The organism is bacterium (assembly GCA_024742285.1).
Lineage (GTDB): Bacteria > Myxococcota_A > UBA9160 > UBA9160 > UBA4427 > UBA4427.
Genome location: JANSYR010000018.1, coordinates 75,094 through 101,115, shown reverse-complemented (window position 1 = coordinate 101,115; position 26,022 = coordinate 75,094). Strand labels below are relative to the sequence as shown.

The window sequence follows — 26,022 nt, the reverse complement described above, 5'->3', positions numbered from 1 at the left end:
CGACCATGTCCGACCTGATCCTCGAATCCCGCGACGGCGACGTCGTCACCCTGCAGTTCAACGATCCCGACAAGCTGAACGCGATGAGTCGTGAGATGGGCCTCGCCTTCCGCGACGTCGTCGGGCGGCTCGCCCTCGAGGACTCCATCCGGGCCCTGGTCCTGACGGGCGTCGGTCGCGCCTTCTCGGCGGGCGGTGACCTCGAGATGCTCCAGGACCAGGCCGACGCCGGGGCCGCGGCCCCGGGCCAGGCGTGGCGCGGGATCCGAGACGAGATGAGCAGCTTCTACCGCCTCTTCCTCTCGATCCGGGACCTGCCCTTCCCGACCGTCGCCGCGCTGAACGGCGCGGCGATCGGGGCGGGGTTCTGCGTCGCCCTGGGCTGCGACTTCCGATACGCCGCCCACGAGGCGAAGCTCGGCCTCAACTTCACCCGGGTCGGGGTCCACCCCGGAATGGCGGCGACCTGGAACCTGCCCCGGCTGGTCGGCCCGGGTCTCGCGGCGGAGCTGCTCTACACCAGCCGCCTGGTGGACGGGGACGAGGCCGTCCGGGTCGGTCTGGCGAACCGGGCGATGCCCCGGGACGAAGTGCTGCCTTCGGCCCAGGCCGCCGCCGCGGAGATCGCTGCCAACGCCCCGCTGGCCGTCCGCGCCGTCAAGCAGGCCCTCCGCCGGAGCGAGACCAGCTCGCTCGAAGACCAGCTCCAGTTCGAGGCGAGCGAGCAGGCCAGGAACTTCGAGTCGGCCGACGCCCACGAGGGCCTCGCCGCGATCCGCGAGAAGCGCGCCCCCCGATTCCAGGGTCGCTAGCCCGTGTCCCTCCCGATTCCGCGACCGCCCGCCGCCCGATCCGGTGACCGCCGACACAGCCGGGGCCCCGGGAACCGCGGAAGCTCGCCGCGGGTCTCAAGTCCCACCGCCCCCGTTCGATAGAAGAGACAAGGGCCCGGGCGAATCCCCGAGTCCCGCCCCCCTCGTCCAAAGCGCCCAACCCAACGGAACGACCCCATGACCCGCGCTCTCACCAACCATCAGCTCTGGCTGGTGCTTACCTACTTCGGACTGCTCGTGCTCGTGGCGAAAGGGCTGAGCTCCTAAGCCACGGCCTCTGCATCCCGCCGCCAGAGCGATCTCGCCGGAGGCGAGATCGGGCTTCTCTTTTTGCGGCCGCGGGGCGGTCGGGCGACCGCGTGGCGCCTTGCCCCTATGGCGACGCCGAGCGCGACGGGGTGGCTGCGCATTCCGGACGTCCGTCTCGACGCCGGCTTCTGGTTCCGCTCCTGCGCGCTCGGGGCCCTGAACGCGGAACGGGCCCCTCGAGAGAAGGACCCGTCACGGAATTCGGCGCTCCGGCGGCACCCGCCAGAGCCCTCGGCGCAAGTCGATTCCCTTCGATCCTCCGCGCGCGGTCGCGCGCAGAGGATCTCATGCTCGGCACTCGCTCATCGCTCGCGCCTCCCCCCGCGAAAGAGCCCGCCGAGAGGCGCGCAGCGCCGTCCGACGTCAGCCGGCGAAACAGAGCCCTCAGCGCGAGAAGCGCCGCCGCAAAGCGGCGCTTCGAGAGGCGCGCAGCGCCGTCCGGCGTCCGCCGGCGAAAGAGGCGCGCAGCGCCGATGGTTACAGCGCTTCGGTGAGGCCGATGATCTCGGTGTGGCTGAAGAAGTAGGACGTCTCGAGCTTCGCGGTCTCCGGGGCGTCGGAGCCGTGGGTGGCGTTCTGCTCGATGTCGGTGCCGAAGTCGCCGCGCATCGTGCCGGCAGGGGCCTCGTTCGAGTTCGTCGGGCCCATCAGATCGCGCCACTGCTTGATCGCGCCCTCGCCTTCGAGGATCAGGGCGACGACCGGTCCCGAGGTCATGAAGGCCACGAGATCCTTGAAGAACGGGCGCTCCTTGTGGACGGCGTAGAAGCCCTGCGCGCCCTGCTCGGTCAGCTGCATCTTCTTCATCGCGACGATCTCGAGGCCAGCCTCTTCGATCCGGTTGATGATCTGGCCGGCGACCTTCTTGCGGACGGCGTCGGGCTTGATGATGGCGAAGGTGCGTTCCACGGCCATGATGGGCTCTCCTGATTGCATACGGGACACGCGCGAGGCGGGTCGTCCGTGTCGTGGTCTGAGCGGTGCTCTGATTGGTGTTCTGATCGGCGAATGGAGCGGGCTCTGCGCGCAGTCGTTGTGAGCGGCGAGCCTCGCCGGTCCCCGTGATCGAGGCGGCGGGAGCGTAGCGGAGATTCCGCGCAAGTCTTGGCTGCATCGACGGAAAATGCACTCGAGAACGCCGCTCCCGGGCCCGGGCACCTCGCCGGTTGGCCGCTTTCGACCCGACCTGCGACCCTAACGGTCGCCCGCCCGCCAACGGCGTGACCGCCCGCCGTCGCGCCCCCCCCGACAGGAACCGACCGACTTTGTCGATGCCGAACGAAGACCCCGAGATCCGGTCCTCGAACGGGACGGCCGAGCCCGCGAAGCGGATCTCGGCCTCTCGCGCGCTGCGCCGACTGCTCGCCCTCTCGAAGGGGGACGGCGGACGCGTGCTCGGAGTCGTCCTGCTCGGCGCCGTCGTGGCGGGCGCGGGCTTCATCCGGGTGTCGCTGATCCAGCCGCTGCTCGACGACATCGTCCTGCCGAAGACCGCCGGCGAGCTGAACATGGACGAGCTCTGGCCGCTGATCCGCCCCATCGCGGGGATCGTGGGGGCGACGCTGATCGTGTCCCCCCTCGCCGTGCTCGGCCGCTCCTATCTCGCCGAATGGGTCGCCGGACGCGTCCGCCAGCGCGTCGACATCGCGATCGCCCGCAAGCTCCTCCACGTCCCCCTCCGGACCTTCCGCGAAGGCTCGAGCGGTGACTTCCTCTCGCGCTCCATGGCGGACGCCCAGATCGCGTGCCAGATGATCGTCGTCTTCTACAAGGACGTGATCCTGCACGCGGAGATGATCCTGATCGGCGTCGCCATGATGCTCTGGATCAGCGTTCCGCTCACGGGGGTCGTCCTCCTCGGCGTCCCGCCCTTCTATCTACTGGTCTCCACCTTCATGGGGCGCATCCTCGACGTCTCCACCCGTCGCCAGGAAACGCAGGGCCAGCTCTCGGATCGCCTGATCGCGATCCTCTCGGGCATCAAGGTCATCAAGGCCTTTCGCGGCGAGGACGCGGAGACGACCGCCTACGATCACGAGACCGACAAGTACTTCCGGCGCCACATGAAGGTGATCAAGAACGGCGCGCTGGTGAAGGCCTCGGGAGAGGCGATCTGGCCGGCCCTCTTCGCCGGGGTGATCGGGATCGGAGGCTACGCGGTCGTCCACGGGATCGACGGGCTGACGATCGGCGACGTGATGGCCTTCGGCGCGATCCTGGGGCTCGCGTACAAGCCCCTGAAGAGCCTGATCCAGAGCGTGCCCCGTCTGGTCGAAGCGGCGAGCAGCGCGGCCCGGCTCTTCGCGGTTCTCGACATGGACGAAGAGATCCCGGACCGACCCGGCGCGCGACCGATGACCGGCCTGCGCGAGCACATCCGTTTCCGGGACGTCGCCTTCGACTACGGAGGCGCCCCGGTCCTCGACGGCATCGACCTCGAAGTCCGCGCCGGCGAGGTCGTCGCGATCGTCGGCCGGACCGGCACCGGCAAATCGACGCTGGTCGACCTCGTCCTGCGCTTCCACGACCCGACGCGCGGCGCGATCGAGATCGACGGCGTCGACCTCCGGGACCTCGAGCGGGCCTCGTTCCTCGAGCACGTCGCTCTCGTCACCCAGGAGCCCTTCCTCTTCGACGAGTCCCTGATGGAGAACATCCGCTACGGGCGACCCGGCGCGACCGACGACGAGGTCCGCGCGGCCGCCGCCGCTGCGTCCGCGGACGAGTTCATCGAGGGCCTGCCCGAGGGCTACGACACCCTCGCGGGCGAGTTCGGGCTCCGGCTCTCCGGCGGCCAACGGCAACGGGTGACGATCGCCCGGGCGATCCTCGCCGACGCGTCGATCCTGGTCTTCGACGAAGCCACCAGCGCCCTCGACGCCCAGACCGAGCGGGCCGTGCAGGCCGCGATCGACGGTCTCCGGGGGCAGCGCACGATCTTCCTCGTTGCCCACCGCCTCTCGACCATCCAGCACGCCGACCGGATCGTGGTTCTCGAAGAAGGCCGGATCGCCGAGACCGGCGACCACGAGACGCTTCTCGCCCGCGGCGGCGTCTACGCCGAGCTCATCGGCGCGCAGACCGCGATCGCGAGCTGAAACCGTGAGGTCGGCGCGCAGACCGCGATCGCGAGCTGAAACCGCGAAGTCCGCGCGGCCCCCGCGATCGCGAGGTGAAACCGCGAAATCCGCCGGCGCGTCCCGGGCCGCCTAACGGACCGCCAGCACGACCTTCCCGAAATGCGTGCTCGCCTGGAGCATGCGGTGCGCCTCCGGCGCCTCTGCCAGGGGGAGTACCTCGTGGAGGATCGGGCGGATCTTGCCGTCGGCGAGGTCGTCCCCGAAGCGCGCGAGAAAGTCCCGGACGATCGACGCCTTCTCTTCGTTGCTGCGGGTCCGGAGGGTCGAGCCCACGATCTTGAGCCGTCGGGTGAGCAACAGACCGAGGTTGACTTCGGCCTTGGCCCCGCCCATCAGGCCGATCAGCACGAGCGCGCCGTCGTTGGCCAGCGTCGCGAGGTTGTTCTCGAGGTAGGCCGCCCCGATCGAGTCGAGGACGACATCGACGCCCTTGCCGCCGGTCGCTTCCTTCGCGATCGCGACCCAGTCGTCTTCCTTGTAGTTCGCGACGGCGTCCGCTCCGAGCTCCTTGCAGCGCGCGCACTTCTCCGCGCTGCCCGCGGTCGCGATGACGGTCCCGCCGGCACGCTTCACGAGATCGATCGTCGTCGTCCCGATGCCGCTGCCTCCGCCGTGAACGAGCACGCTTCCGCCTTCCGGTAGACCGCCGAGACGCCAGACGTTGAGGTGGACCGTGAGGAGGGTCTCCGTCAGACCGGCCCCCTCGTGGAAGGAGAGCGTCTCGGGCAGCGGGATCGCCGAGCCGGCGTCGACGACGACCTCCTCCGCATACCCACCGCCAGGAAGCAGCGCCATCACGCGATCGCCGACCGCGAAGCCCGACACGCCGACGCCGACCTCGGTCACGATCCCGGCACACTCGAGCCCCAGGAGCGGCGAGCTCCCGGGCGGCGGCGGATAGAGGCCGCGACGCTGCATCAGGTCGGCACGGTTCACGCCGGCCGCGTGGTTCTCGATCCGCAGCGCACCCGGCCGAAGCTCGGGCGTCGGTGCGTCTCCGAGCTGCATGCAGCTCTCGTCTCCAGGCTCTTCGATCACGATGGCTCTCATGGCGCGCGAGTCTAGGCCGCGGCCGGGCCCAGCGCAGATCGCCCGCAGGAGACGCGAGGTCCGGCGGCAGGGTGACCACTCCCACGGCAGCGAGCGGGAATGGGTGATCCCGATCACTCAGGGATTCCCCGGAGACGCCCGAAGAGCCTTCCAATGTCTCGCTCCCCCCGCTCGACATCGACCCGCGGCGCCGTGCGTCCGTGGGTCGCCGCGCTCGCTCTCCTGATCCTGCTCGCCGCCCCCGTCGCGAGCGCGGAGGACGACCGTCTCGCCTGGATCGAGGCCCTCGGCGCGCGCTTCGACCAGCCGCTCTTCCGGCCCAACGAAGACTGGCGGGCGGAGGGCATCGCGTTCATCGACCTGCCCCTCCAGATCCGCGCCCGCTTCGATGCGAGCTACGGCCGCTTCCGGACCCGGCCCGACCAGTTCGCGGCGCCTCTGGTCTCCGACGTCGGCCCGGGCCTCCGCTTCGAGCGGCACATCCAGAGCCGGGTCGCCCTGACCCGCCCCCTCGCCGAGGGCATCGAGCTCGAGTTCGCCTGGGAGAGCCGGAATCGGGTCACCAGCCGCGATCCGATGGCCTTCGGCCGACAGATCGTGGGGGCGATGATCCGGATCACGCACTGAATCGCGCCGGATCGATTCTCTCTTGCCAGAAAGCTATCGACGCAGCTAGTCTGACGCCCTCGACGACGAGGGACGGATGGACTGGTTCGAAGATCTCACGCGCAGCTGGGAATCCGAGTACGGCGATCTGGACATCGCCAACCTCCCGCCCCTCGTGCGCCTGGCGCGCCTCGGCGTCCTCCTCGACGCGTTCCAACACGACGTCCTCGAGCCCTTCGAGCTGACCCCGTCGGACTACGGCGTCCTCGCCGCCCTCCGGCGCGCGGGCCCGCCCTACACGCTCAAACCGAGCCAGCTCTACAGCCGGCTGCGACGCTCCTCCGGCGGGATGACCAAGATCCTGAAGCGCCTCGAGGAAGCCGGCTACGTCTCGCGCTCCCCCGACCCCGACGACGGCCGCGGCATGCGGGTCACCCTCACCGATCGCGGCCGCTCGCTCCAGGAGCGCGTCTTCCACGCGTTCCTCACCGCGACGACGAGCCTCATGGCGCCGCTCACCGCCCACCAGGTCGACGCCGCCGACAAGAGCCTCGGCTCGCTGCTCGAACTCTTCGAACGACGCGCGGCCGACCGCGGCGCCGCGGCCGGACTACGTTAGGCCGACCGCCCGAGCCCCCAGGCCAGGAGACCCTCCATGAGCTCGCTGCACTTCCAGCCCGTCACTTCGGCGATCGGCGCGAACGTCGAAGGCGTCGATCTTCGCGCGCCCCTGGCCGAAGAGGATCGCGCAGGGATCCTCGAAGCCCTGACCGAATACCACGTGCTCTTCTTCCGGAACCAGGACATCACGCCGGAGCAGCAGGTCGCGTTCGCGAAGCAGTTCGGCCCGATCAGCATCCCCCCCTTCGCCCCGAAATACGGGGACGACCCGGAATACATCGTCCTGGACCAGACCAGTCCCCGCGGCGAGGGCGCCGACCAGTGGCACTCGGACAACACGTTCATGGCCGAGCCGCCGATGGGTTCGATCCTGCACGCCGTCCAGATTCCGAAGGTCGGTGGCGACACCTGCTTCGCCAGCGCGGTCGCCGCCTACGAGGCCCTCTCTCCCCCGATCCAGCGACTCGTCGACGGCCTGACGGCCGTACACGACATCACGAAGCCGCTCCTGAAGGGGATCGCCGCCGGCCATGCCGACGTCGACCTCGCCGAAATCCAGGCGAAGTGGCCCCCGGTCGAGCACCCGGTCGTCCGGACCCACCCCATCACGGGCAAGAAGGCGCTCTTCGTCAACCGCAACTCGACCACGCGCATCGTGGGGCTGACCGAGTCCGAGAACGACGCGCTGCTGCCGATGCTGATGGACCACATCCGGTCGCCGGAGTTCCAGTGCCGCTTCACCTGGGACACGAACTCCGTCGCGTTCTGGGACAATCGCAGTACCCAGCACTTCGCCGTTCCCGACTACGACACCCGCCGCATCATGAATCGCGTGACGATCGCCGGCGAGAAGGTCGTCTGACACACCGCCTGCGGGCACCCCGAGGAGACACCATCCATGACCGACGAATCGCGTGAGCCGCGCGTGAAGTTCCGACACCTCGACGACGAGAAGTGGCAGGAGGTCCGCGCAATCGAGCTGCCGACCGGCCCCGCCTACGTCCGGGAGAAGTGGCTCGAGTTCAGTGACAAGTGCCTCTCGCTCTACGCGAAGTGGGACCCGGGCATGATGATCCACAAGCACGGACACAACAGCGAACACGTGGTCTACGTGCTCTCCGGATCGATGACCTGCGGCGATGTCGAATGCACGCCGGGCATGCACATCACCCTCGAGCAGGGCGCGGCCTTCGGTCCCTTCGTCGCGGGACCCGACGGGGTCGAGCTCTTCGAGGTCATGATGGGCGATCCGCGCTCGTTTCCGGCGGACACCGAGGGCTTCGAGAAGCTGCTCGCGGAGAAGAATGCGAAGCGGCTGCCGAACCCCCCGATCGACATGCCGGATTGGATCGAGGACACGAGGAACTGAAACCGTCGGCGCTGCGCGCCTCTCGCCCGCGCTTTCGGCGGCGCGGGCTTGCGCTGAGGGCTCGATTTCAGGTCGGCGCGGACGCGCCTCTCGAAGCGCCGCTTGGGGCGGCGCTTCTTGCGCTGAGGGCTCCGGGGGTGGATCCGGGGCGGGAGGAGATTTCGATGAGTGACGAGACGACGGCGCCGCCGCCGGCGAAGATTCTGGCGTATCGCGAGATCGATTGGGACAAGCCGCTCGAGAGCTCGGCGCCGGGGACGGCGCCGCCGAAGGAGCTGGTGGAGCAAGCGAAGAAGGTCGGGGCGCGGCGCAAGAAGATCGTGCGCGGCGAGGGCGGGTTCTTCATGAACCGATCGCAGCTCCCCGCCGGCTACCGCGTGCCGACCCATCACCACAGCTACGACGAGATGCTGATCGTGCTCTCCGGCGGGTGCACGTTCGACGGCGACTTCGGCGAGGCCCGCGCGGACGACACGATCGTCATCCCGGCGAAGAACCGGTACGGATTCACCTGCGGACCGGAGGGGATGGAGTTCCTGACGATCCGGCTCGGCGAAGCGACCACGGAGCTCTGAGCCGAGGCCGATGTCCGCACGCCCGTCGATCGTCGACTGTCATACCCACATCGTCTCGCCCGACCTTGATCGCTACCCGCTGAACCCGCGTGACCTGTCCGGCGAGTGGTATCGCGAGGCACCGGCGAGCGCCGAGGACCTCGCCCGCGACATGGACGGGAGCGGCGTAGCGCAGGCGATCCTCGTCCAGGGCGTCGGCGCCTATACCTGGAAGAACGACTACGCGGCCGACGCCGCGCGCGCGACGCCCGGGCGCTTCGTCTCCGCCTGTGCGATCGATGCCGAAGCCGGCGACGCGGCCCAGACCCTCGCCTACTGGCTCGACGATCGCGGGATGCAGGGCGTCCGGCTCTTCGCCCTCGCCCGCGAGGGTCCGTCCTGGCTCGCGGAGCCCACGACGATCCCGCTCTTCGAGATCGCGCGGAGTCGCGGCGCCCACGTGATCGTCACGATCCTGCCGCCACAGCTCCCCGAGCTCGAACGCGTACTCGAACGCGAGCCCGACACGGCGATCTCCCTCGACCACTGTGGCTTCGCACTCGCGGATGCGCAGGCGAGAGAGGCGCTCTTCGCGCTCGCCCGCTTCGAAGCGCTCCACCTCAAGGTCTCGACCCACAATCTCGACGACGCGGAACGCACCGAGGGCGCGACATCGCTGATCCGGGAGCTCGTCGACCGGTTCGGCGCGGAGCGCCTGATGTGGGGCTCGGATTATTGCCAGACCCATGATCGTCCCTACGCGGACCTCGTCGCGCTCGGATGCCGGGCCTTCGAGTCGCTCCCCGCTGCGCAGGCCGAGGCCTGTCTCTCCGGGACGGCGAGGCGACTCTGGCCGGGGCTCGCCTGAGGGGACCGGGCGGAACGGTCGGTGCGTCCGCGGCGCAGATCAGACGTCGAGATCGCGAGACCGTTCCAGATCCGCCGCGACCTCGCGCGCCCCGGCGAGGCAGATCACGCCGCTGATCATCGGGATCAGGGTCGGGAAGAGCAGCGCGTAGCGAAGCGCGTCCCGCCCGTACTCGGGTTCGAGCCCATCCGCGAGCGCGCCCACGACGAGGGGCCCCCCGGCGAGACCGATCAGCGTGCTGAGCAGGGTCGAGATCGCCGCGGCGAACGCGCGCATTCGGAGCGGCACGACGCCCTGCGTCGTCGACATGAACGGGGCCGTGAAGAAGCCTCCCAAGATCGACCCGACGAGGCTCCAGACGAGCGCGACCGGCATGACCGAGAACATCGACCCGGCGAGGAAAGCGGGCATCGTGATCACGTCGCTCGTCGGCCAGAGCAGGAACGCGACCAGGATCGGCGGGCTCGCGAGGAGACCGAGCGCCGGCACCCACAAGTACCAACGCTTGTCGCGCTCGCCGTACCGATCTGCCAGGAAGCCTCCGAGAAAGATGCCGAGCATCGAAGGCAGCGGGCTCGTGAGGAAGTACCAGGTTCCGGCGTGGAACTGCCCCATCTCGTACGTCCGCATCAGGAACGCCGGCTCCCAGAGATTTCGGCCCATCGACGCGAAGAGCGTGAAGGCGTTCGCGGACAGGATGTAGAGGTAGGTCCGTGTTCCGAAGAGCGCGCGCAGGTTCGGCAGGAACGCGCCCGCCGTCGTCGTGGTGCGCCCCTCGCTCCCGCCTCGTGCGGGCTCCCGGATCGTCAGCCGGAAGAGGATCGCGAGGACGATGCCGGGGACGCCTGCGGCGATGAACGAGCCCCGCCAGCCGAAGCTCTCCGAGATCCAGCCACCGGCCATCATCCCGATGCCCATCCCGATCACGGCCCCCATCGAGATCACCGACATCCCCGAAGCCCGACGCTCCGGCGGCAGGTAGTCCGCCAACATGGAAACCGAGGGCGCGGTCGCCCCGGCCTCCCCGACCCCGACGCCCATCCGCATGAGGGCGAGCTGGGCGTACGAGGTCACGAATCCGGTCGTGACCGTGAAGAGGCTCCAGACGAACAGGCAGGTGGAGATGATCGTACGGCGGACGCCGGTCGTGTCGGCGTAGCGGCCGAGCGGGAGCACGAGAAAGATGTAGACGACGGCGAAGGCCGGACCGAGCAGGAATCCCAGCTCCGTGTCGGAGAGCGCGAACTCCGCCTTCACGTCGTCGACGACGATCGACAACATCGTGCGATCGATGTTGTTGAAGACCATGGTGAGCAGGACCATCACCAGGACGTAGAGCGTATAGCGTGAGCCGTAGGGGGCGTCCGGCGCCGACTGCGGGGGCGGGGGCGAACTGGGCGGATCGAGAGGCGACAAGGCGGCTCCGTCGAGCACTCGTGCCCGAGGCGGACGCGAGGACTGCGACGATACCCCTGGCGGGCGAGCCAGCAAGCGTCTCCGGCGCAGCCGACGACGACCTGCCGCCGATCTGGCCGAGAGCCGCGCGCCCAGATCGAGTCGAATACCGGCGAGCGGCGCGCGCGACACCTAGGCCGGGTAACCGAACTCCCTCATGGCCTCGCCACACTCCGCCTCGATGAAGCTCCGCTCTTCATGGTCGATGTCATCGACGAATCGGTTCACGGAGGTCGCGGTCACCGGTCGACTGCTCAGTGCTCGTGGATCGCCACTCGTCGGAGCGGTCCCACTCGGCGGAAGAGTCAGATCCAGGCTGCGGTCGAGCATCTCGGGATGGAACTCGACCCCGAGGAATTGCACGACCCTGCGAAGCTCGCTCTCGTATCGCTCGACGAGGTCCTCATACCGCACGAAAAAGAGGTCCTGCTCGACGACCCACTTCGCCAGCTTCAGCCACGTATCGGTGAAGGTCGCCGACATCGAGATCCTCGGCGAACCGAGACGCTCGTTGTTGGCCAGGAGCGAACACCACACGTCGCGGGGATCTCGCATGACCGCGATCGTCTTGCACGCCCCGTCCTTCTCGTTCGCCTTCAGAAACCGCTCGGAAATCAGCGAATGACTGATGCCGGCCCGATCACGAAACGTCTCCTTGAAGCCGACCATCTCGTTCCCTTCCCGCTTCGCGAGCCGGGCCAGGGTCTCGGTGGGGAACGCTCGATACCGGTCACCGTCCGAAAATCTCGCGAACTCATTGTGGCGATAGAGATCGCTGAAGGGCTCGTTGAAACAAACGAGGCCCGGATGCAGGTCGATGGCGCGGCACAGCAGGGTCGTGCCGGACCTCGCCACGCCGACGATCTGGAAGACACGCTTCTCGGAGTCATCGATCGACGCCAGCTTCGTGGAATCGAAGACGAAGCCCGACGAAGCGCGCTGCCAGCCCCTCGACCAACCCAGCCTCTTGAATGTCGCATTGAGAAGCGAGAATGCGTTCATCTCGAGGCTCGTCGACGCGACCATCTGCTTCCTCGTCCTACTCTGCCCGGGAGATCGCGTACCGGCTTCGAGACTGCTGGCCTTCATCCATCCCGGTTGCGCGTGGTCTTCACATCGATTGCGTAGGTGACCTACTTGAGCCTCCCGGCCGCTCTGACCCGGAAACCAGGCGAAACCCCGAGTCCCTGGACGAACTCCACCCCAGCCGGCGCAGAGTCGGCCGACCTCGCCTCGAGTGACGCCCAGGCGAGCAACGCTCGCCACGAGGACGGCGCGTGGCGCGGACGACGCTCTACTCACGACGCAAAGACCCCGCCCGGAATCCGGACGGGGTCTCTCGCACGTCAGTAGACACGAGGCCCGCTGACACACTCGCCTGTAGGGAGCCTAGCGCTTCTACTTGAGGTCCTGGCGGGTGTAGTCGAGCAGACCGCGGGCGATGATCAGGCGCTGGATCTCGCCCGTGCCCTCGTAGATGTCCGTGATCCGGCTGTCGCGCATCCACTTCTCGAGGAGCAGCTCACGCGAAGCGCCGATCGAGCCCAGGATCTCGATGCAGCCCTGGGTGATCTGGCGAACCGCGCCGCCTGCGTGCGCCTTGCAGACCGACGATTCCATGTTGTTGGGAAGACCCTTGCCGGCCATCCAACCGCACTGGAGCGTGGCGAGCTTCGACGCTTCGAAGAGCGCCTCGAGGCGCATGAACTTCTCCGCCGCCGCGGAGAGTCGACCGAGGCCGCCGGGACCCGTCGTGTAGTCGAGCACGACGCCCGCCTCTTCGAGGGCCTCCCGGGTCAGGTCGATGGCCGCCCAGGCGCAGCCGAGACCCATCGCCGCCGTCGCCGGCCGCGTCATGTTGAAGGTCTTCATGACGCCGCGGAAGCCACCGGAGCTCGCCTTCGGGATCGTCTCGTCGAGACCGAGCAGGTTCTCGCGCGGAATGCGGCAGTCGCTGAAGACGTAGGCCGCGGTGTCGTCCGCGCGGATGCCGAGCTTCTTCTCCTTGTGCGGGACCTCGAAGCCGGGCGTGCCTTTCTCGACGAGGAACGACTTGATGCCGGCCCGGCCGGCACTCTTGTCGATCGTCGCCCACATGACGACGCCGTCGGCACGGATGCCCGTCGTGACGAAGATCTTCTCGCCGTTCAGGACCCACTCGTTGGTCTCCTCGTCGAGCACCGCCGTCGTCGACACACGCGAGGGATCGGAGCCGCAGCCGGGCTCGGTGATCGCCATCGAGAGGAGCAGGCCGCCCCACTTCTCCTTCTGCTCGTCGGTCCCGGCGGCAGAGAGCGCCGCGTTTCCGAGACCGCCGCTCGTGTTGCGGCGCAGGCGGACCGAGTAGTCGCCCCAGTTCCCGGCCATGATCTGCAGCAGCATCATCACCGGCCCCTGGGTGTCCTCCGGGCCCACCTCCGGCAGCGCCGGGGCGTTCGCGTAGAACTCGTCCGCCTCGGGCAGCACGTTCGGCGGCATCTCCGCCTCGTTCTCGTCCACCTCGCGCGCGTAGCGGCGAATGATCTCGCCCTCCGCGAAGGTCCGCGCGAGATGCGCCTCGTCCGTCTCAGTCAGTCGAAAATCGATCATGTCTTTCTCCATCGCGACGCTCGGTCGCGATCTGGATCATTGGTCCTCGGTCCTGAGATGAGCCCTCAGCGCAAGACGTGTCCCGCTCAGGGACGCGTCGAGAGGTGCGTCAGCACCGACCGAAAGAGGCGCGCACGCGCCGCCTCGTCAGAGAGAAACCAGTCCTTCCATGACGCCGAGGGTTCGCGCGTTGCGGAACCACATCTCGACGGGGTGCTCGCGGATGAACCCGTGGCCGCCGAGGATCTGGACGCCGTTGTCGGCGATCCACATGCTCTTCTCGGCCGCGTAGGCCCGCGCCTGCCAGGCCGCCTTCGTCGCGTCCTCTCCGTGCTCGAGCAGGCTCGCGCCCTGCCAGACGAGCTGGCGAAGCGCGTGCTGCTCGACGTGCATCTCGGCGAGGCGGAACGCGATCGACTGCTTCTTCGAGATCGGCTCGTCGAACGCGACGCGATCCTTCGTGTAGGGCACGCAGTACTCGAGCACCGCGCGGGACATGCCGAGCATCACCGCCGCCAGGCCGACCCGCGACGCGTTCAGGATCGCCTGGACGTCCGCGCCTTCCGTTCCACCGAGGAGCGCATCCTGCCCGACCTCGACCCGCTCGAGCTCGAGACCGGTCGTCGGCAGCGCGTGCAGGCCCATCTTGCGCTCGACGTCCGTGACCTCGAGGCCGGCGGCGTCGCGAGGCACGATGAAGGCGGCGACGTCGTCGCCGAGGCGCGCCGTCACCAGGAAGTGGCTCGCCCGGTCGCCCATCGCGACGAACGTCTTGCGACCCGAGAGGATGAAGCTCTCGCCCTTCTGCTCGGCTTCCGTGCGCGGCTGGGACGCGTCGGCGAGCGGCCCCGCCTCGGTCAGCGCGACCGCGCCGGTGGCGTAGGACTCGCCGCAGAAGAGCGGCAGGAGCGCCGCCTTCTGCTCGTCGGTGCCGTGGTCGAGGATTGCGTTGGCGAAGAGCGAAGGCGCGAGAGCCGCCATCGCGAGGGAGGCGTCGCCGTGGGCGAGCTCCTCGAGCAGGATCGCGTTGGTCACGAGCGAGCGCTCTTCACCGGCGCCGCCGTACTGCTCCGGGATCTGGGTGCTGGTCAGGCCCAGCATCCAGGCCGTCTCGAGGAAGTCGGCGGGGACGGCCGCCGCCTCGTCGCATTCACGCGCGATCGGCCGGATCGCGTCGGCAGCGAACTCGCGCATCGCGTCGCGCACGAGCTCCTGCTCTTCGGACATTCCAAATGAGATCACGGGGGATTCTCCTCTTCGTGGCCGCCCGGAATGGGTCGACCCGGTTCTGATCATCGCTCTCGCCCGAACGCCGGGCGCAGAATCAATCCTTCGCCGCGCCCGCGGGCCGCGCGACCTGGAAGAAGAACTCGTCCATCGCCTGCGGACCGCCCTCCTTGTGGAGCAGGCCGCGCTTGACGGCCTCCTTCGCGTCGAGGAGGCCGATCGCGACCGCGCACCAGTCGCGGGCGGTCGCCGTGTACCGGACGTCGGCGCCGGCGGCGAAGTCCTCGCGGACGCTGCAGACGCCATCGTCGATCTCGACCGTCCATACGCCGCCGCCCTCGCCCGTCAGCCGGATCTCGAAGACGACGTGGGCGTCCCGCGCGCGGTCCTCGCGCAGCAGGTTCGGCAGGACTTCGAGGACCGAGAGCGCCGAGGTCTCGGTGAACTGGGTCGCGTCGACGTCGCGGACGGCGATGCCCTCACGGACCCACCAGCGCGCGATCGAGGCGATGATCGGCGCGAGGGTCTCGCCCTTGTGGGTCACGCGGTAGAGCGAGCGGCTGCCCTGTTCCTCGGTGTCGACGAAGCCGTCCGCGCGGAGCTGACGGAGGCGACTGGACAGCACCTTCGGCGCGATCCCGGTTCGCACGCGGAGCTCCTGGAAGCCCTTCGGCCCGTTCAGCAGCTGGCGCACCAGGACCAGGGTCCAGCGGTCCCCCAGCACGTCGAGGGCCCGGGCCACCGGATCGAAGATCTGGCTCGGCCGCAGGATCTCGCCTCGGCGGGCGGGGGTCTCCGTCTCGCGGGTCTCGGCTGTCTGTTCGGGGAGCGCTTCCGACATCGCGGGCAGTATCTTATGGATACTGATTAGACTTGCCACAGAAAACTCCGAGTCAGTGCGGGACCGGCGTCAGTCCGAGCCTCCCGTCCTCGAGCAGCGGGTGCCGAGCCTCCAACCCCGAGATAGGATGCGGCCGCCCGCCGAAGGTGGCCGGAAGGTCGCCGGTGAACACGGAACGTTCACGGGAGGAAAGTCCGGGCTCCGCAGGACAGGGAGGTCGGTAACGCCGACCCGGGGTGACCCGAGGGAAAGCGCCGCAGAAACCACACCGCCGATGGACGTCGTCCTCCTTCACGGGAGGGACCGTCACAGGTAAGGGTGAAATCGTGGGGTAAGAGCCCACGCGCGACAGCCGGGTGACCGGCGGCGGGGCAAGCCCCTCCCGGAGCAAGCTCGAATAGGGACATCGTCGAGGGCGGTCCGCCCGATCGCGAGGCCTCGGTCTCGCGCGGTGTCCGGGTGAGAGTGCTCGAGCCGCCCAGCAATGGACGGCCTAGAGGAATGACCTTCTCCCGCGTCGGGGCAACCCGACGCGGAGACAGAACCCGGCTTACAGGCCGCTCCGGTCCTCGACCGGACCTCCGGGAGGAAGCTTCGGCCATCCCCGGAGCGCTTCGACGGGCATCGAAGCCGCACCGGATGCGCGCGCAGGCAACCCGCCCGCCGCCGCGCGCCCGCAGGCGAAGGATCAGCCGAGATCGAATCGGAGACAACGCACCCGGGCCCGCCGCGCCGGGTCGTAGTCGTCCCACTTCGCCTTCGGGACGGCGTCGGGCTCGACGCGCCGAAAGCCGTGCCGCTCGAAGAAGGTCACGACCCGCTCGGAAGTCGTACAGCTGAACAGGTAGTCGAGGCCCTGCTCCCGCGCGCGCTCGATCGCGTATCGCACGATCTGGCCGCCCGCGCCCTCGCCGACGTAGCGGGTGAGCGCGAAGAGCGAAACGAGCTCCGCCGCGTTGTCGGCGGCATGGGGCAGGATCGCGCCGATCCCGGCGAGGTAGCGTCCTTCGATGAAGACGCCGACGCCGTGGGCGAGCACGGCGTCCCGAGCGGTCGCGTTGCGCGGCGCCAGGTAGCCATCCGCCTCCCCTCGCTCGATCAGGTCGTTCGCCAGATCGTAGTCGTCGATCGCGAGCGGCCGGACTTCCGCATAGCGATCACGCGTGAAGAAGGTCCCGGCCCCGTTGTAGGTGAAGAGCTCGCGGGCGAGGTCCGCCGCCGCGCAGACGTTCACGGAGGGCACGCCCCCGTCGATCAGGTCGCGGATCGAGACCAGCAGCTCCCGCGCGTCCTCCCCGGCGCGATGCACGGGAGTCCCGTCGATCTCCCCCGCTTCCGAATCGAGCAGCGGCGCCAGATGCGCGAGATCGACGACGGACACGCGCCCGTCGCCCGCGATCCGCTCGACCGGCGGCCTCGACTGGATCCAGACCACCTTGGCGAGCCGCAGCGTCCGCGCGATCTCCACGCAGCTCGATGCGAATCCCTCCGCGGCGACCCGCAGCCCTGCCGCGCCGCGCTCGCGCAGGTCGCGCCATACGGCCGGGGCGTAGGCGGAAGCCGACGCATCGACCGGCGCCCCGAGCCCGGCCACCACGAAGACCTCCTCGACCGGGCTCAGCACGACGACCCGGGACCCGTTCGACGACAGCTCCTCGACCACCCCGGCGAGGGGCTGCTCGGCGGGCACCTCGGTCGCGGGCCACGCGATCCCGATCGTCCGCCCCCGAAACTCGCCGAGATAGAACTCGCGCTCACTGAAGGTTCGAAGGACGTCGCGCATGACGGCGGGAGTTTGACGGATCCCCGGAGCCCGCGCTCTGGGCGCCGGGGAGATCCGCCCGCCGCGCCAGATTGGCCTTCCGCGGGGGGCAACTGCGGTATCGTGCGGGCCGGATGGACTGGCAGATCGTCTTCACCCTCGGGCTCGTCGCGCTGGCCCTCACGGCGATGGTCCGCGAACTCGCCGCACCGGATCTGGTGCTGATGGCGACGCTGATCTGTCTCGGGGCCGCCGGAATCCTGTCCCCTGTCGAGACCTTCGCGGGCTTCGCGAACCCGGTCGTCGCGGCGATCGGCGCCCTCTTCATCGTCTCCGCCGCGCTGCGCGAGACCGGTGCCCTCGAGATGACCCTCGGCCGGGTGCTCGGCCGCTTCAAGGGCACGCGGCGGTCCCTCAGCCGGATGACGATCCCCGTCGCGGCGCTCTCGGGCTTCCTCAACAACGCGCCGATCGTCGCGATGATGACGCCGACGGTGATCGACTGGGCCCAGCGAAATCAGCGCCCGGCGACGAAGTTCCTGATCCCGCTGTCGTACGCTTCGATCCTGGGCAGCACCTGCACCATCATCGGCACGAGCACGATCCTGACCATCGTGGGCCTCGTCCACGAAGCCGGCCTGCCGCGCTGGAGCTTCTTCGAGCCCGCCCCGGTCGGGATCCTGATCGCCACCGTCGGCCTGCTCTTCCTCGTCCTGGTCGCGCCCTCGCTCCTGCCGAACCGGATGGACGCGCCGGAGGAGCTGAACGATCGCACCCGGGAGTACACCGCGGCGATGCGCGTGACCGGCGACAGCCCGCTCGACGGCCAGACCGTCGAAGAGGCGAACCTCCGGAACCTGCCCGGACTCTTCCTCGTCGAGATCGACCGCGGCGACCGGCTGATCACACCCGTCTCACCCGATCAGATCCTGCAGAGCGGCGACATCCTGGTCTTCGCGGGCGTGGTGTCCACGATCCTCGACCTCCAGCGCACGCGAGGACTCGAGCCGGCCGCGAAGGAGGAGCTGCTCGACAGCCTCCCCGGCGGCCGGAATCGGCCGATGGTCGAGGCCGTCGTCTCGGCCTCGTCGCCGCTGATCGGCCAGACCGTCAAGCAGAGCAACTTCCGCGCGGTCTACGACGCGGTCGTGATCGCCGTCCACCGCAATGCGGAGCGCGTCCAGGGCAAGATCGGCGACATCCAGCTCCGTCCGGGCGACACGCTGCTCATGCAGTGCGCGCCGAAGTTCATGGAGCTCCACCGCAACAGCCGCGACTTCTATCTCGCGAGCGAGCTCCCGGGCGCCCCGGCCCCGGCCTTCGAGCACGCCCGGACCGCCCTCGGCATCCTCGTCGCCATGGTCCTCGCGGTGAGCGTCGGCGGGATCCACATCTCGATCGCCGCCTTCGTGACCGTCGCGGCGCTGATCGGGGCGCGCTGCATCTCCGCCTCGGAGGCGCGGGAAGCCGTCGACTGGTCGGTGCTGATCACGATCGGCTGCGGGCTCGGCGTCGCCAACGCGATGGACAAGTCCGGCGCCGCCCAGTTCGTCGCGTCGGGTCTCGTGAAGCTCGTCGGCCAGGTCGGACCGATGGCGACCCTGATCGCGATCTACGCGCTCTGCCTCGTCATGGCCGAAACGCTGCATCACAACGCCGCCGTGGCGATCATGTTCCCGATCTCGCTCGCCGCGTCGCAGCAGCTGGGCGTCGACCCGATGCCCTTCGTGATGACCGTCGCGATCGGCTCCGCCTGCGCCTTCGCCTTCCCGATCAGCTACCAGACCCACCTGATCGTGTACGGCGCCGGCGCCCACCGCTTCGGCGACTTCCTGCGGATCGGGATCCCCCTCGATCTGGTCTGCATGGCCGTCGCCCTGACGGCGATCCCGCGGATCTGGCCTTTCTGAGGCGGGTCGGCGCGGGGCGCGCCTTCCTGGTCGGCGCGGGGCGCCTCTCGACGAGTCCCTCCATGGGACTCGTGTTGCGCTGAAGGCTCTGGAGGGGCGATTCGTGGCCGCTCGCGCTGAGCGCTCGGGAAGGGACGGCTCGAAACGCTGGGGCGCCGAGAGGCCCGACTGCACTTCTTGCGCGCGGATCGGCGGCTAGGGTGCAGATCAGGTCGTCGGGGGTTCTTCGGGGGCGATTCGGGCGAATCGGGGTCTCGAACGGGCGATTCGGGCGGAACCGTTGCCGGTCGGGTGCCGACTCAGGCAGCGGAGGCGTGCCGGACAGGCAGCCCCGGCGCAGGCCGAGCCGTCTCGTCGGGGAATCCGCCACATCGCTGATCGGGGAACCACACCGAATCAAAGGAAATCGTCTTCCGCGGTGGTCCGGTGTCGGCAATCGAGGGCGTCCCCCATCACCTCCGAGCCGCTCTGGCGCACTGACTTGGGCGAGACCTTCCGGATGGGTTTCGAGATTGCGCTCTGAGGCGCGAGGGTCCCGCCCCGGGATTCGACGATCGAACGAATCAATCCGGGCCCAGACAAGAAATTCGCTGGCTAAATAGGTGAAATTCAATCATTATCAGGCTACTTAGACATCCTCTGAGGAAGGGCTCGAGCGGCGAGTCGACCCCTTGCGGGCCGCTCTCGATCGACCCGGACCCCAACTTCCCCCAGGCCCCGCTCTCCGGAGCACTCTGCTCTCGACGGTTCCTCTGCTCTCCCGGCGCGACATCACCGACCGCGCGGAAGCAAAGACCCGGAGCACCGAAGCGGGCCCGACTGAAGTCGGACACTTCAACCGAGTTGCGCACTCGTATGACGTGACTCATTCCCGAACAGGCGTTTCGCGCGTTCGAACCTGCAGAAAATGCACCCGCACCGGTCGCGTCCTGCCAAAATGGCACCACGCGCCCTTCCCGATGACGGATGTGTCGAACCAGACCCCTCCGGGTGGTATCCATAGAGAGCCACACCGGACTGAGAGGATCCCCGTTGGCAACCCAGAAGAAGAAGAGCACCACTTCCGCTTCGAAGGCTCCGGCCAAGAAGGCGGCCGCCAAGGCGAAGGCCACACCTGCCGCCGAGACCAAGGCCAAGGCCAAGGCCTCGTCGAAGGCGGCGGCCCCCAAGAAGGCCGCTGCGAAGAAGGAAGTGACGAAGAAGGAAGCGGCCGCCGCCGCGACCGAAGACGACGGCAAGAAGAAGGACGAGAAGGCGGCGCAGCCCACGATGGGCGCGCAGGCCGTGGTCTCGGCCGAGGAGCTCGATCCCGGCCGCGAGCGGCGCCCGCTCGAGTCCTACTTCCAGGAGATCGGCGGCACGCGCACGCTCAAGCGCGAAGAAGAAGTCGTCCTCGCGAAGGATCTCGAGGCCGCGACGGCCGCGCTGCGTGATGCGCTGTACGCGATTCCGGTCTCGGCCAAGCACGTGGTCGCGCGCTGGGACGCGCTGCGCGCGCTCTCCCATACCGGTGCCAAGCTCTCCGAGTCGGTCGGCGACGAGGAGACCGGCGAGATCGCGGCACGCGTCGAGCGCGCTGTGAAGAAGCTCCGGACCCAGCTGAACGACCGCGAGAAGAAGATCGACAAGTCCGGACTCGCCTATACGGCGACCCTCGAGAAGGTCGACGTGAAGATCGCCAAGGAGATGCACTCCGCGCAGCTCTCGCTGGCGGTCCTGCATGAGCTTCGCGAGAAGTCGATCGATCTGACGCGCGAGATGCGACGGGCGCGCAAGCGCACGAAGAAGCTCGCGGAGCTCGAGGTCGAAGCCGGCGTCGAGAAGAAGCGGATGATCGAGCTGACGAATGCCGTCCAGGACGCGCAGGACCAGATGTCGACGGTCAAGAACCGCTTCATCGAGCACAACCTGAAGCTCGTCGTCGCGATCGCCAAGGACTACCGGAACCTGGGTCTGTCGTTTCCCGACCTGATCCAGGAAGGCAACCTGGGGCTGATCCGCGCGGTCGAGAAGTTCGACCACCGCCGCGGCTTCAAGTTCTCGACCTATGCCGTGTGGTGGATCCGTCAGGCGCTCGTCCGGGCGATCCAGAACCACTCGCGCACGATCCGCCTGCCCTCTCACGTGCACGACCGGCTCCAGCGGAGCCAGCGCGTGCGTGCGGAGCTCACCGGCAAGCTCGGTCGTGAGCCCACCCCGGCGGAGCTCGCTCCGGCGCTCGGGACGGACACGGACTCGCTCGAGGCCCTCGACCGGCTGAGCCGAGAGGCGATCTCCCTCGAATCGAACGTGGCCGGGACGGAGAAGCGCCTCGAGGACTTCGTGCCGGACGCGACCGCGGATCGCCCCGACGGCGACATCGACGGCGACCGCATGCGCATGGGCGTCGGCTCCCTGATCGGCAGCCTCACCCCGCGCGAGCAGCTCATCCTCCGCCTTCGCTACGGCCTCGGCGGCGAGGAGGAGCACACCCTCGAGCAGATCGGCCAGTCCCTCGGGCTGTCTCGAGAACGCGTACGGCAGCTCGAGGCGCGAGCGCTCAAGAAGCTGCGCGAGACGCAGCCGGCGCAGCGGCTTCATCCGATTCTCGAGCCCTGATCTACCGATCGGCGCTGCGCGCCTCTCGAAGCGCCGCCTGGCGGCGGCGCTTCTTGCGCTGAGGGCTCGGAAGCCAGAACGAACGAACGCCCCCGCTCGGATGAGCGGGGGCGTTCTTTGTTTCGGATCGGATGGGGTTGGAGCAGTGGAGGATCTGCTTGACAGCGGAAGGTCGGAGGGCTCACGCTAGGCGGATGCGATTCAACTTTCTGCTCCTTCTGGGCGTGGCGTCGCTCTCCTTCGCGCTGCTTCCAGTGGGCGCCGCGCGGGCCCAGACGACGCCGCTCGTCTTCGTCGAATCGTCCTTCAGCTGCGGCGGCTCGTTCTCCAACGGCGTGATGCAGGTCGACCCGACGACGGGCGATCGTCGGATCCTCGTCGGACTCGTCGACGACGGCGGCGTCTGCACGTCGATCGGAAGCGGAGAGCTCCCGACCTTCATCTACCGACTCGGCTGGGAGCCGAGTACCGGGAGCGTCCTGGTGGCGGACGGCAACGGACTCCCGAGCCGCCTGCTTCGCCTCTCGTTCCCGGACGGCGTGGGGACCGTCGTGTCGGGCTGCGACACCACGAGCACCGGAACCTGCAGCGGGAGCGTCATCGGCTCCGGACCGCTCGGGACGCTCCTCGGCGACGTCGTGACCATCACGACGGCCACGGCGAATCCCCCCGCCCTCGAGGCGGGCGACTTCGTGGTCGGCGTGTCCTATTCCGGCTGCGGATTCGCCGCCGAGGGAGTGCTCCAGATCGACCCGACGACGGGCGACCGGACCGTCCTCTCCGGCTACGACATCGATTGCCAGACGATCAGCGGCGCCGGCGACCCCTTCGTCGAAATCAACGGCCTCTTCGCCACCCGGGACGGCACCCTCCTCGTCGCAGACGGCGACTCGGGAATCGGCCGGCTGATCGAGGTCGACCCGACCACCGGAAATCGGACCGTATTGAGCGGCTGTGAAACGACGTCCGGTGGGGCCTGCATCGGCAGCATCGTGGGCAGCGGACCCGTCCCGGGCTTCGCCCACAGCGTCGTCCCCCTCGACGCCGGGGAGACGACCGTCGCTTCCCGCATGCCGCACGTCGGCGCTCCGTGCTTCGGCGGGACGGTCATGGAGATCGATCGCGCGACCGGCGATCGCGCCGTGCTCTCCGGAGACGACCCGACCTGCGCTCCGATCGGGGTCGGGGATCCGTTCGCCAACCTCGAAGCGCTCGCCGCGCTGCCCTCCTTCGACTTCGTGACGTCGGAAGACGGGGGAGTGGATCGGATCTTCCGGGTGGACGCGCTGACCGGTGCACGCACGCCGATCAGCGGTTGCACGACCTGGGCGTCCCTCTCGTGCACCGGGCCGACGCTCGGAACGGGCGCGGACGCGAACGGCTACGGCGTGCTGACCGTACCGGAGCCCCGGGTCGGGCACGCCCTGTGGATCACGATCGTTGCGGTCGTCGCCACGAGTCGAGGCCGCCGCCGACCTGCTCCTAACGAATGAAGGCCCCCGCTCGGATGAGCGGGGCCGTTCCTCCGTTCGGGCTCGACTTTGCAGGCATGCACACGAGAGTACTGGCCCTGCCCCGGTGATCCAGTACTCCGCTCAGCGGATTCGCGCGCCCGCCGAAGGTCGCCGGCTCGACAGCGCAACGAGTCCGAGCCCGAGCAGGAGGGCCGTCGACGGTTCGGGGACCACCGAGAACGTGAGGTCCCAGCTCGCAGTCGCGTGGGTCGCGAACGAGTTGACGAGAGCCCCCGCGAACACCCACGCGTAGCCGGTCACCTTGTAGGTGTTTCCGGCCTGCATGAAGACCTGCCGATCGAAGGCGAGCTGGCCGGGAACCGTGATCTCCTGCTCCTCGACGAGCGTCTCGAAGACGTCGGGAACGATGACCTGGTGAACCTGGTATCGAGCGACCTGTCGATTGCCGTGGATCGGATCCCCCGTCCCTCCTGAGACCTCGAGGCTGCCCCGGAGACGGGTGAGGGTGTCCTCCGTCGGCGTAACCAGGAAATCGAAGATCGACAGGCCGGAGTAGAACTCGTAGGAGCTCGGTCCAGAGTTGGTCAGGTTGGCACTGCCGGTGCCACCCGCGCTCGAGAGCCCCGCGAAGGCGTCGATCGACCCGCTGATGAAGGCACCGGAGCCGTTCGTCGACGTCAGCAGGTTCTGGTAGGACACGGGAGGGGCCAGTCCAGACAGATGCTCATTGTGAGAGCCGAGCTCCGTTTCGGGCGGAGCCGAACCTGCGGGATCTGTATTGATCGCGAACGAGACGTTCGAAATCTGCGCCGAAGCGACCGACGAAATGAGCAGTCCAACGAGAACGGCAGGGAGCAGAGCGGTCCTGCTCCACCCTCGACCGGTTCGTCCGGAAGCGGATCGAGTACTCGGCAGCCTGGCTCGGCTGCGGGAGGGGATCACTCGCACGTCGACTCGGTCTCCTGGGGTGGAACGCTCCCCAGGAAGTGACCAGGATCGGCCGCTCGTGGCACTGTTTTCCCGCCTTACGAGACGAAGACCGCCATCCAGGCAGGCCGGAACACCCCCCGACCGGGTAAACAGCCGGTCAGGGGGAATCCGCACGATCGGCTCCGCTACGTCGCTTCGACTAACGCGCCGCGGCGACCAGGACCGGCTCGACCGGTCGGATCGCAACCTCGGTCGTGACCCGGTCTCCGTAGCGGACGACTCGCCGGCTCGGCGTCAGCACGAAGAGCGGACGTTCCTGTGGATCGAGCACGTCGACGACGCGACGCTCGCTGGCGTTCGGCGCCTCGTTGGCGCGGTCGATCCGGGTCGAGCCGGAGCGCGGATGGAGCACGTAGCTGGCGACGTCGGCCGGGCGGAGCGCGAAGCGCAGGACCGGCGGACGCGACGACCAGACCGTGCCGTCCGAGCGGATCGGCGGGCTGTAGGCGTAGGCCTCCCCCACGCGGTAGATCGTTCCGAGCAGGAGTCGCCCGCGGTCGCCGGGCCGCGCCGTGTGGTGGGCGTGGGCCAGCGCGTCGACGGCGGCGGCTTCGATCGTCTCGAAGAGCGCGCCGGGCTCTGCGTGGGGCGTCTCCGCCATCGGGCAGAGCGAATCGCCGGCGGAGGCCGCGCTGGCGAGGCTCGCGAGCAGACCGACCACGAGGGCGACGGTCGCGAGGCGGATCCGGGCTCGGCTGCGCTTCGGGAGGCGCGGCGGGCGGATGCCCGGATAGGAGGCGAATCGGATTTCGCTTTGGAGGTTCATTGGGGTCCCCTTGAATCAAGGGGCGCGTGGGGAAGAATTTCGGCCTAGTCTTCACCCGAGACAATGCGCCCTTTCGAACAAGGTTGTTTCCCTTGAGCAACAATGTGATCGAACGCAACCCCGTCGCCAACGTCGCGGCCATGCTCGTGTTTTCGAGCGTCGTCGAGGAAGGCAGCTTCACGGCCGCCGCGCGCCGTCTCGGTCTCTCGAAGGCCTCCGTCAGCCGGGAGATCTCGGGTCTCGAGGCCCGTCTGGGAGCCCAGCTCCTGCGGCGCACGACGCGGACGATGAGCCTGACCGAGGTGGGCGAGATCTTCTTCGCCCACTGCCAGCGCGTCGGCGAGGAGGCCGAGGCCGCCGAGCTCTCGATCCGCCGCCTCGAGGCGGCGCCTTCCGGCGTGATCCGCCTGGCCGCCCCCATGTCCTTCGGGCACATGGTCGTCGCGCCCCGGCTCGAGGGCTTCCTCGCTCGCTACCCCGCCGTCCAGGTCGAGTTCGAGCTGACCGACCGGAGCGTCGATCTCGTCCACGAACGGATCGACCTCTCGATCCGGATCGGCCGCCCGCGGACCCCGAGCTACGTCCTCCGCGAGGTCTGCCCCATGCGCGGCCTGATCGTCGCCTCTCCGACCTACCTCGAGAACGCGGCGCCGATCGAGCGCCCCGACGATCTCGCCCACCACAACTGCATGGGCTACCACGGCCCGAGCGAGACCTGGGCCTTCCGGAACGGCCGCCGGATCGAGACGCGCGGCACGTTCTACGCCGACAACGGCGATGCTCTCCGCAACGCGGCGCTCGCGAATCTCGGGCTCGTCTACCTGCCGACGTTCTTGACCGCCGACGACATCCGGGCGGGACGACTGGTCCCGGTGCTGCCCGAGGAGACCACGCGCACGAGCGCGGTCTACACCGTCTATCCGGAGAGCCGGCATCTCTCGCCGAAGGTGCGCGCGATGATCGACTGGCTGGTGGATGAGTTCGGCGGGGAGCCCGCCTGGGACGCCGGACTCCCGACCGAGGGACGGCCCTCGGAATCGCGGTATCTGGGACGCTAGG

Annotated in this window: 22 protein-coding genes and 1 other RNA gene; 13 read left to right on the top strand and 10 right to left on the bottom strand. The window is 68.8% G+C overall.

Annotated features, from left to right (window positions below; translation table 11 throughout):
• Positions 1–5 precede the first annotated feature (5 nt).
• A complete protein-coding gene (locus NXI30_25210; GenBank protein MCR9097530.1) occupies positions 6–812 on the top strand; it encodes an enoyl-CoA hydratase/isomerase family protein in 807 nt (268 codons plus the stop codon).
• Between the two features lie 807 nt (positions 813–1,619).
• Here the strand turns inward: NXI30_25210 and ndk are convergent.
• A complete protein-coding gene (gene ndk, locus NXI30_25205; protein ID MCR9097529.1) occupies positions 1,620–2,057 on the bottom strand; it encodes a nucleoside-diphosphate kinase in 438 nt (145 codons plus the stop codon).
• 356 nt (positions 2,058–2,413) lie between these two features.
• Here ndk and NXI30_25200 point away from each other — a divergent pair, with 356 nt between their 5' ends.
• Entirely contained in the window at positions 2,414–4,240 is a 1,827-nt protein-coding gene (locus tag NXI30_25200) for an ABC transporter ATP-binding protein/permease (GenBank protein ID MCR9097528.1), read from the top strand.
• A 111-nt stretch (positions 4,241–4,351) separates the two neighbouring features.
• Here the strand turns inward: NXI30_25200 and NXI30_25195 are convergent, their stop codons facing one another.
• Positions 4,352–5,332, bottom strand: coding sequence for an NAD(P)H-quinone oxidoreductase (locus NXI30_25195; GenBank protein MCR9097527.1), 981 nt, complete (start codon positions 5,330–5,332; stop codon positions 4,352–4,354).
• 153 nt (positions 5,333–5,485) lie between these two features.
• Between NXI30_25195 and NXI30_25190 the strand changes: the two genes are divergently transcribed.
• From NXI30_25190 to NXI30_25165, 6 genes are all read left to right on the top strand, one after another.
• Entirely contained in the window at positions 5,486–5,959 is a 474-nt protein-coding gene (locus NXI30_25190) for a hypothetical protein (GenBank protein ID MCR9097526.1), read from the top strand.
• A gap of 76 nt (positions 5,960–6,035) precedes the next feature.
• Positions 6,036–6,557 carry a MarR family transcriptional regulator gene (locus NXI30_25185; GenBank protein ID MCR9097525.1) on the top strand — a complete coding sequence of 174 codons (522 nt, stop codon included), beginning with the start codon at positions 6,036–6,038 and terminating at the stop codon, positions 6,555–6,557.
• A gap of 36 nt (positions 6,558–6,593) precedes the next feature.
• Complete coding sequence (locus NXI30_25180; GenBank protein MCR9097524.1) at positions 6,594–7,421, top strand: TauD/TfdA family dioxygenase; 828 nt, start codon at positions 6,594–6,596, stop codon at positions 7,419–7,421.
• Between the two features lie 36 nt (positions 7,422–7,457).
• Entirely contained in the window at positions 7,458–7,928 is a 471-nt protein-coding gene (locus NXI30_25175) for a hypothetical protein (protein ID MCR9097523.1), read from the top strand.
• A 164-nt stretch (positions 7,929–8,092) separates the two neighbouring features.
• Positions 8,093–8,503 carry a cupin domain-containing protein gene (locus NXI30_25170; protein MCR9097522.1) on the top strand — a complete coding sequence of 137 codons (411 nt, stop codon included), beginning with the start codon at positions 8,093–8,095 and terminating at the stop codon, positions 8,501–8,503.
• Between the two features lie 10 nt (positions 8,504–8,513).
• On the top strand, positions 8,514–9,350 hold the full coding sequence (locus NXI30_25165) for an amidohydrolase (GenBank protein MCR9097521.1): 837 nt from the start codon (positions 8,514–8,516) through the stop codon (positions 9,348–9,350).
• A gap of 39 nt (positions 9,351–9,389) precedes the next feature.
• Here the strand turns inward: NXI30_25165 and NXI30_25160 are convergent, their stop codons facing one another.
• The 5 genes from NXI30_25160 to NXI30_25140 all read right to left on the bottom strand — a co-directional run bounded on the left by NXI30_25160 (position 9,390) and on the right by NXI30_25140 (position 15,462).
• Entirely contained in the window at positions 9,390–10,766 is a 1,377-nt protein-coding gene (locus NXI30_25160) for an MFS transporter (protein ID MCR9097520.1), read from the bottom strand.
• 171 nt (positions 10,767–10,937) lie between these two features.
• Positions 10,938–11,831 carry a sulfotransferase gene (locus NXI30_25155; protein ID MCR9097519.1) on the bottom strand — a complete coding sequence of 298 codons (894 nt, stop codon included), beginning with the start codon at positions 11,829–11,831 and terminating at the stop codon, positions 10,938–10,940.
• Between the two features lie 372 nt (positions 11,832–12,203).
• Entirely contained in the window at positions 12,204–13,394 is a 1,191-nt protein-coding gene (locus NXI30_25150; protein MCR9097518.1) for an acyl-CoA dehydrogenase family protein, read from the bottom strand.
• Between the two features lie 147 nt (positions 13,395–13,541).
• Positions 13,542–14,636, bottom strand: a complete 1,095-nt coding sequence (locus NXI30_25145) for an acyl-CoA dehydrogenase family protein (protein ID MCR9097517.1) — start codon at positions 14,634–14,636, stop codon at positions 13,542–13,544.
• 82 nt (positions 14,637–14,718) lie between these two features.
• Positions 14,719–15,462 (bottom strand): winged helix-turn-helix transcriptional regulator, encoded by a 744-nt coding sequence (locus tag NXI30_25140; protein ID MCR9097516.1) that lies wholly within the window; start codon positions 15,460–15,462, stop codon positions 14,719–14,721.
• A gap of 142 nt (positions 15,463–15,604) precedes the next feature.
• On the opposite strand from NXI30_25140, the gene rnpB reads away from it, so the two are divergent.
• Positions 15,605–16,030: RNase P RNA component class A (gene rnpB / locus NXI30_25135), an RNA gene on the top strand.
• A 120-nt stretch (positions 16,031–16,150) separates the two neighbouring features.
• On the opposite strand, the gene NXI30_25130 is transcribed toward rnpB, so the two are convergent.
• A complete protein-coding gene (locus NXI30_25130) occupies positions 16,151–17,245 on the bottom strand; it encodes a GNAT family N-acetyltransferase (GenBank protein ID MCR9097515.1) in 1,095 nt (364 codons plus the stop codon).
• 113 nt (positions 17,246–17,358) lie between these two features.
• Between NXI30_25130 and NXI30_25125 the strand changes: the two genes are divergently transcribed.
• The 3 genes from NXI30_25125 (at position 17,359) to NXI30_25115 (ending at position 23,225) form a co-directional block, all read left to right on the top strand.
• On the top strand, positions 17,359–19,134 hold the full coding sequence (locus tag NXI30_25125; protein MCR9097514.1) for an SLC13 family permease: 1,776 nt from the start codon (positions 17,359–17,361) through the stop codon (positions 19,132–19,134).
• Between the two features lie 1,032 nt (positions 19,135–20,166).
• Complete coding sequence (locus NXI30_25120) at positions 20,167–21,732, top strand: sigma-70 family RNA polymerase sigma factor (protein ID MCR9097513.1); 1,566 nt, start codon at positions 20,167–20,169, stop codon at positions 21,730–21,732.
• Between the two features lie 194 nt (positions 21,733–21,926).
• Positions 21,927–23,225 (top strand): hypothetical protein, encoded by a 1,299-nt coding sequence (locus NXI30_25115; protein ID MCR9097512.1) that lies wholly within the window; start codon positions 21,927–21,929, stop codon positions 23,223–23,225.
• A 102-nt stretch (positions 23,226–23,327) separates the two neighbouring features.
• Here the strand turns inward: NXI30_25115 and NXI30_25110 are convergent, their stop codons facing one another.
• Both NXI30_25110 and NXI30_25105 read right to left on the bottom strand, forming a co-directional pair.
• On the bottom strand, positions 23,328–23,906 hold the full coding sequence (locus tag NXI30_25110; GenBank protein ID MCR9097511.1) for a PEP-CTERM sorting domain-containing protein: 579 nt from the start codon (positions 23,904–23,906) through the stop codon (positions 23,328–23,330).
• Positions 23,907–24,336: 430 nt separating this feature from the next.
• Positions 24,337–24,963, bottom strand: coding sequence for a hypothetical protein (locus NXI30_25105; protein MCR9097510.1), 627 nt, complete (start codon positions 24,961–24,963; stop codon positions 24,337–24,339).
• Between the two features lie 92 nt (positions 24,964–25,055).
• On the opposite strand from NXI30_25105, the gene NXI30_25100 reads away from it, so the two are divergent.
• Positions 25,056–26,021, top strand: coding sequence for a LysR family transcriptional regulator (locus NXI30_25100; protein MCR9097509.1), 966 nt, complete (start codon positions 25,056–25,058; stop codon positions 26,019–26,021).
• Position 26,022: the final 1 nt, after the last annotated feature.

What these genes read in the sequence shown, in the direction of transcription:
- NXI30_25130 (MCR9097515.1), bottom strand. Translation starts at nt 17,245, where the DNA reads ATGCGCGACGTCCTTCGAACCTTCAGTGAGCGCGAGTTCTATCTCGGC.
- NXI30_25195 (MCR9097527.1), bottom strand. Translation starts at nt 5,332, where the DNA reads ATGAGAGCCATCGTGATCGAAGAGCCTGGAGACGAGAGCTGCATGCAG.
- NXI30_25155 (MCR9097519.1), bottom strand. Translation starts at nt 11,831, where the DNA reads ATGGTCGCGTCGACGAGCCTCGAGATGAACGCATTCTCGCTTCTCAAT.
- NXI30_25170 (MCR9097522.1), top strand. Translation starts at nt 8,093, where the DNA reads ATGAGTGACGAGACGACGGCGCCGCCGCCGGCGAAGATTCTGGCGTAT.
- NXI30_25125 (MCR9097514.1), top strand. Translation starts at nt 17,359, where the DNA reads ATGGACTGGCAGATCGTCTTCACCCTCGGGCTCGTCGCGCTGGCCCTC.
- NXI30_25140 (MCR9097516.1), bottom strand. Translation starts at nt 15,462, where the DNA reads ATGTCGGAAGCGCTCCCCGAACAGACAGCCGAGACCCGCGAGACGGAG.
- NXI30_25210 (MCR9097530.1), top strand. Translation starts at nt 6, where the DNA reads ATGTCCGACCTGATCCTCGAATCCCGCGACGGCGACGTCGTCACCCTG.
- ndk (MCR9097529.1), bottom strand. Translation starts at nt 2,057, where the DNA reads ATGGCCGTGGAACGCACCTTCGCCATCATCAAGCCCGACGCCGTCCGC.
- NXI30_25190 (MCR9097526.1), top strand. Translation starts at nt 5,486, where the DNA reads ATGTCTCGCTCCCCCCGCTCGACATCGACCCGCGGCGCCGTGCGTCCG.
- NXI30_25115 (MCR9097512.1), top strand. Translation starts at nt 21,927, where the DNA reads ATGCGATTCAACTTTCTGCTCCTTCTGGGCGTGGCGTCGCTCTCCTTC.
- NXI30_25200 (MCR9097528.1), top strand. Translation starts at nt 2,414, where the DNA reads ATGCCGAACGAAGACCCCGAGATCCGGTCCTCGAACGGGACGGCCGAG.
- NXI30_25180 (MCR9097524.1), top strand. Translation starts at nt 6,594, where the DNA reads ATGAGCTCGCTGCACTTCCAGCCCGTCACTTCGGCGATCGGCGCGAAC.
- NXI30_25105 (MCR9097510.1), bottom strand. Translation starts at nt 24,963, where the DNA reads ATGAACCTCCAAAGCGAAATCCGATTCGCCTCCTATCCGGGCATCCGC.
- NXI30_25150 (MCR9097518.1), bottom strand. Translation starts at nt 13,394, where the DNA reads ATGATCGATTTTCGACTGACTGAGACGGACGAGGCGCATCTCGCGCGG.
- NXI30_25165 (MCR9097521.1), top strand. Translation starts at nt 8,514, where the DNA reads ATGTCCGCACGCCCGTCGATCGTCGACTGTCATACCCACATCGTCTCG.
- NXI30_25175 (MCR9097523.1), top strand. Translation starts at nt 7,458, where the DNA reads ATGACCGACGAATCGCGTGAGCCGCGCGTGAAGTTCCGACACCTCGAC.
- NXI30_25185 (MCR9097525.1), top strand. Translation starts at nt 6,036, where the DNA reads ATGGACTGGTTCGAAGATCTCACGCGCAGCTGGGAATCCGAGTACGGC.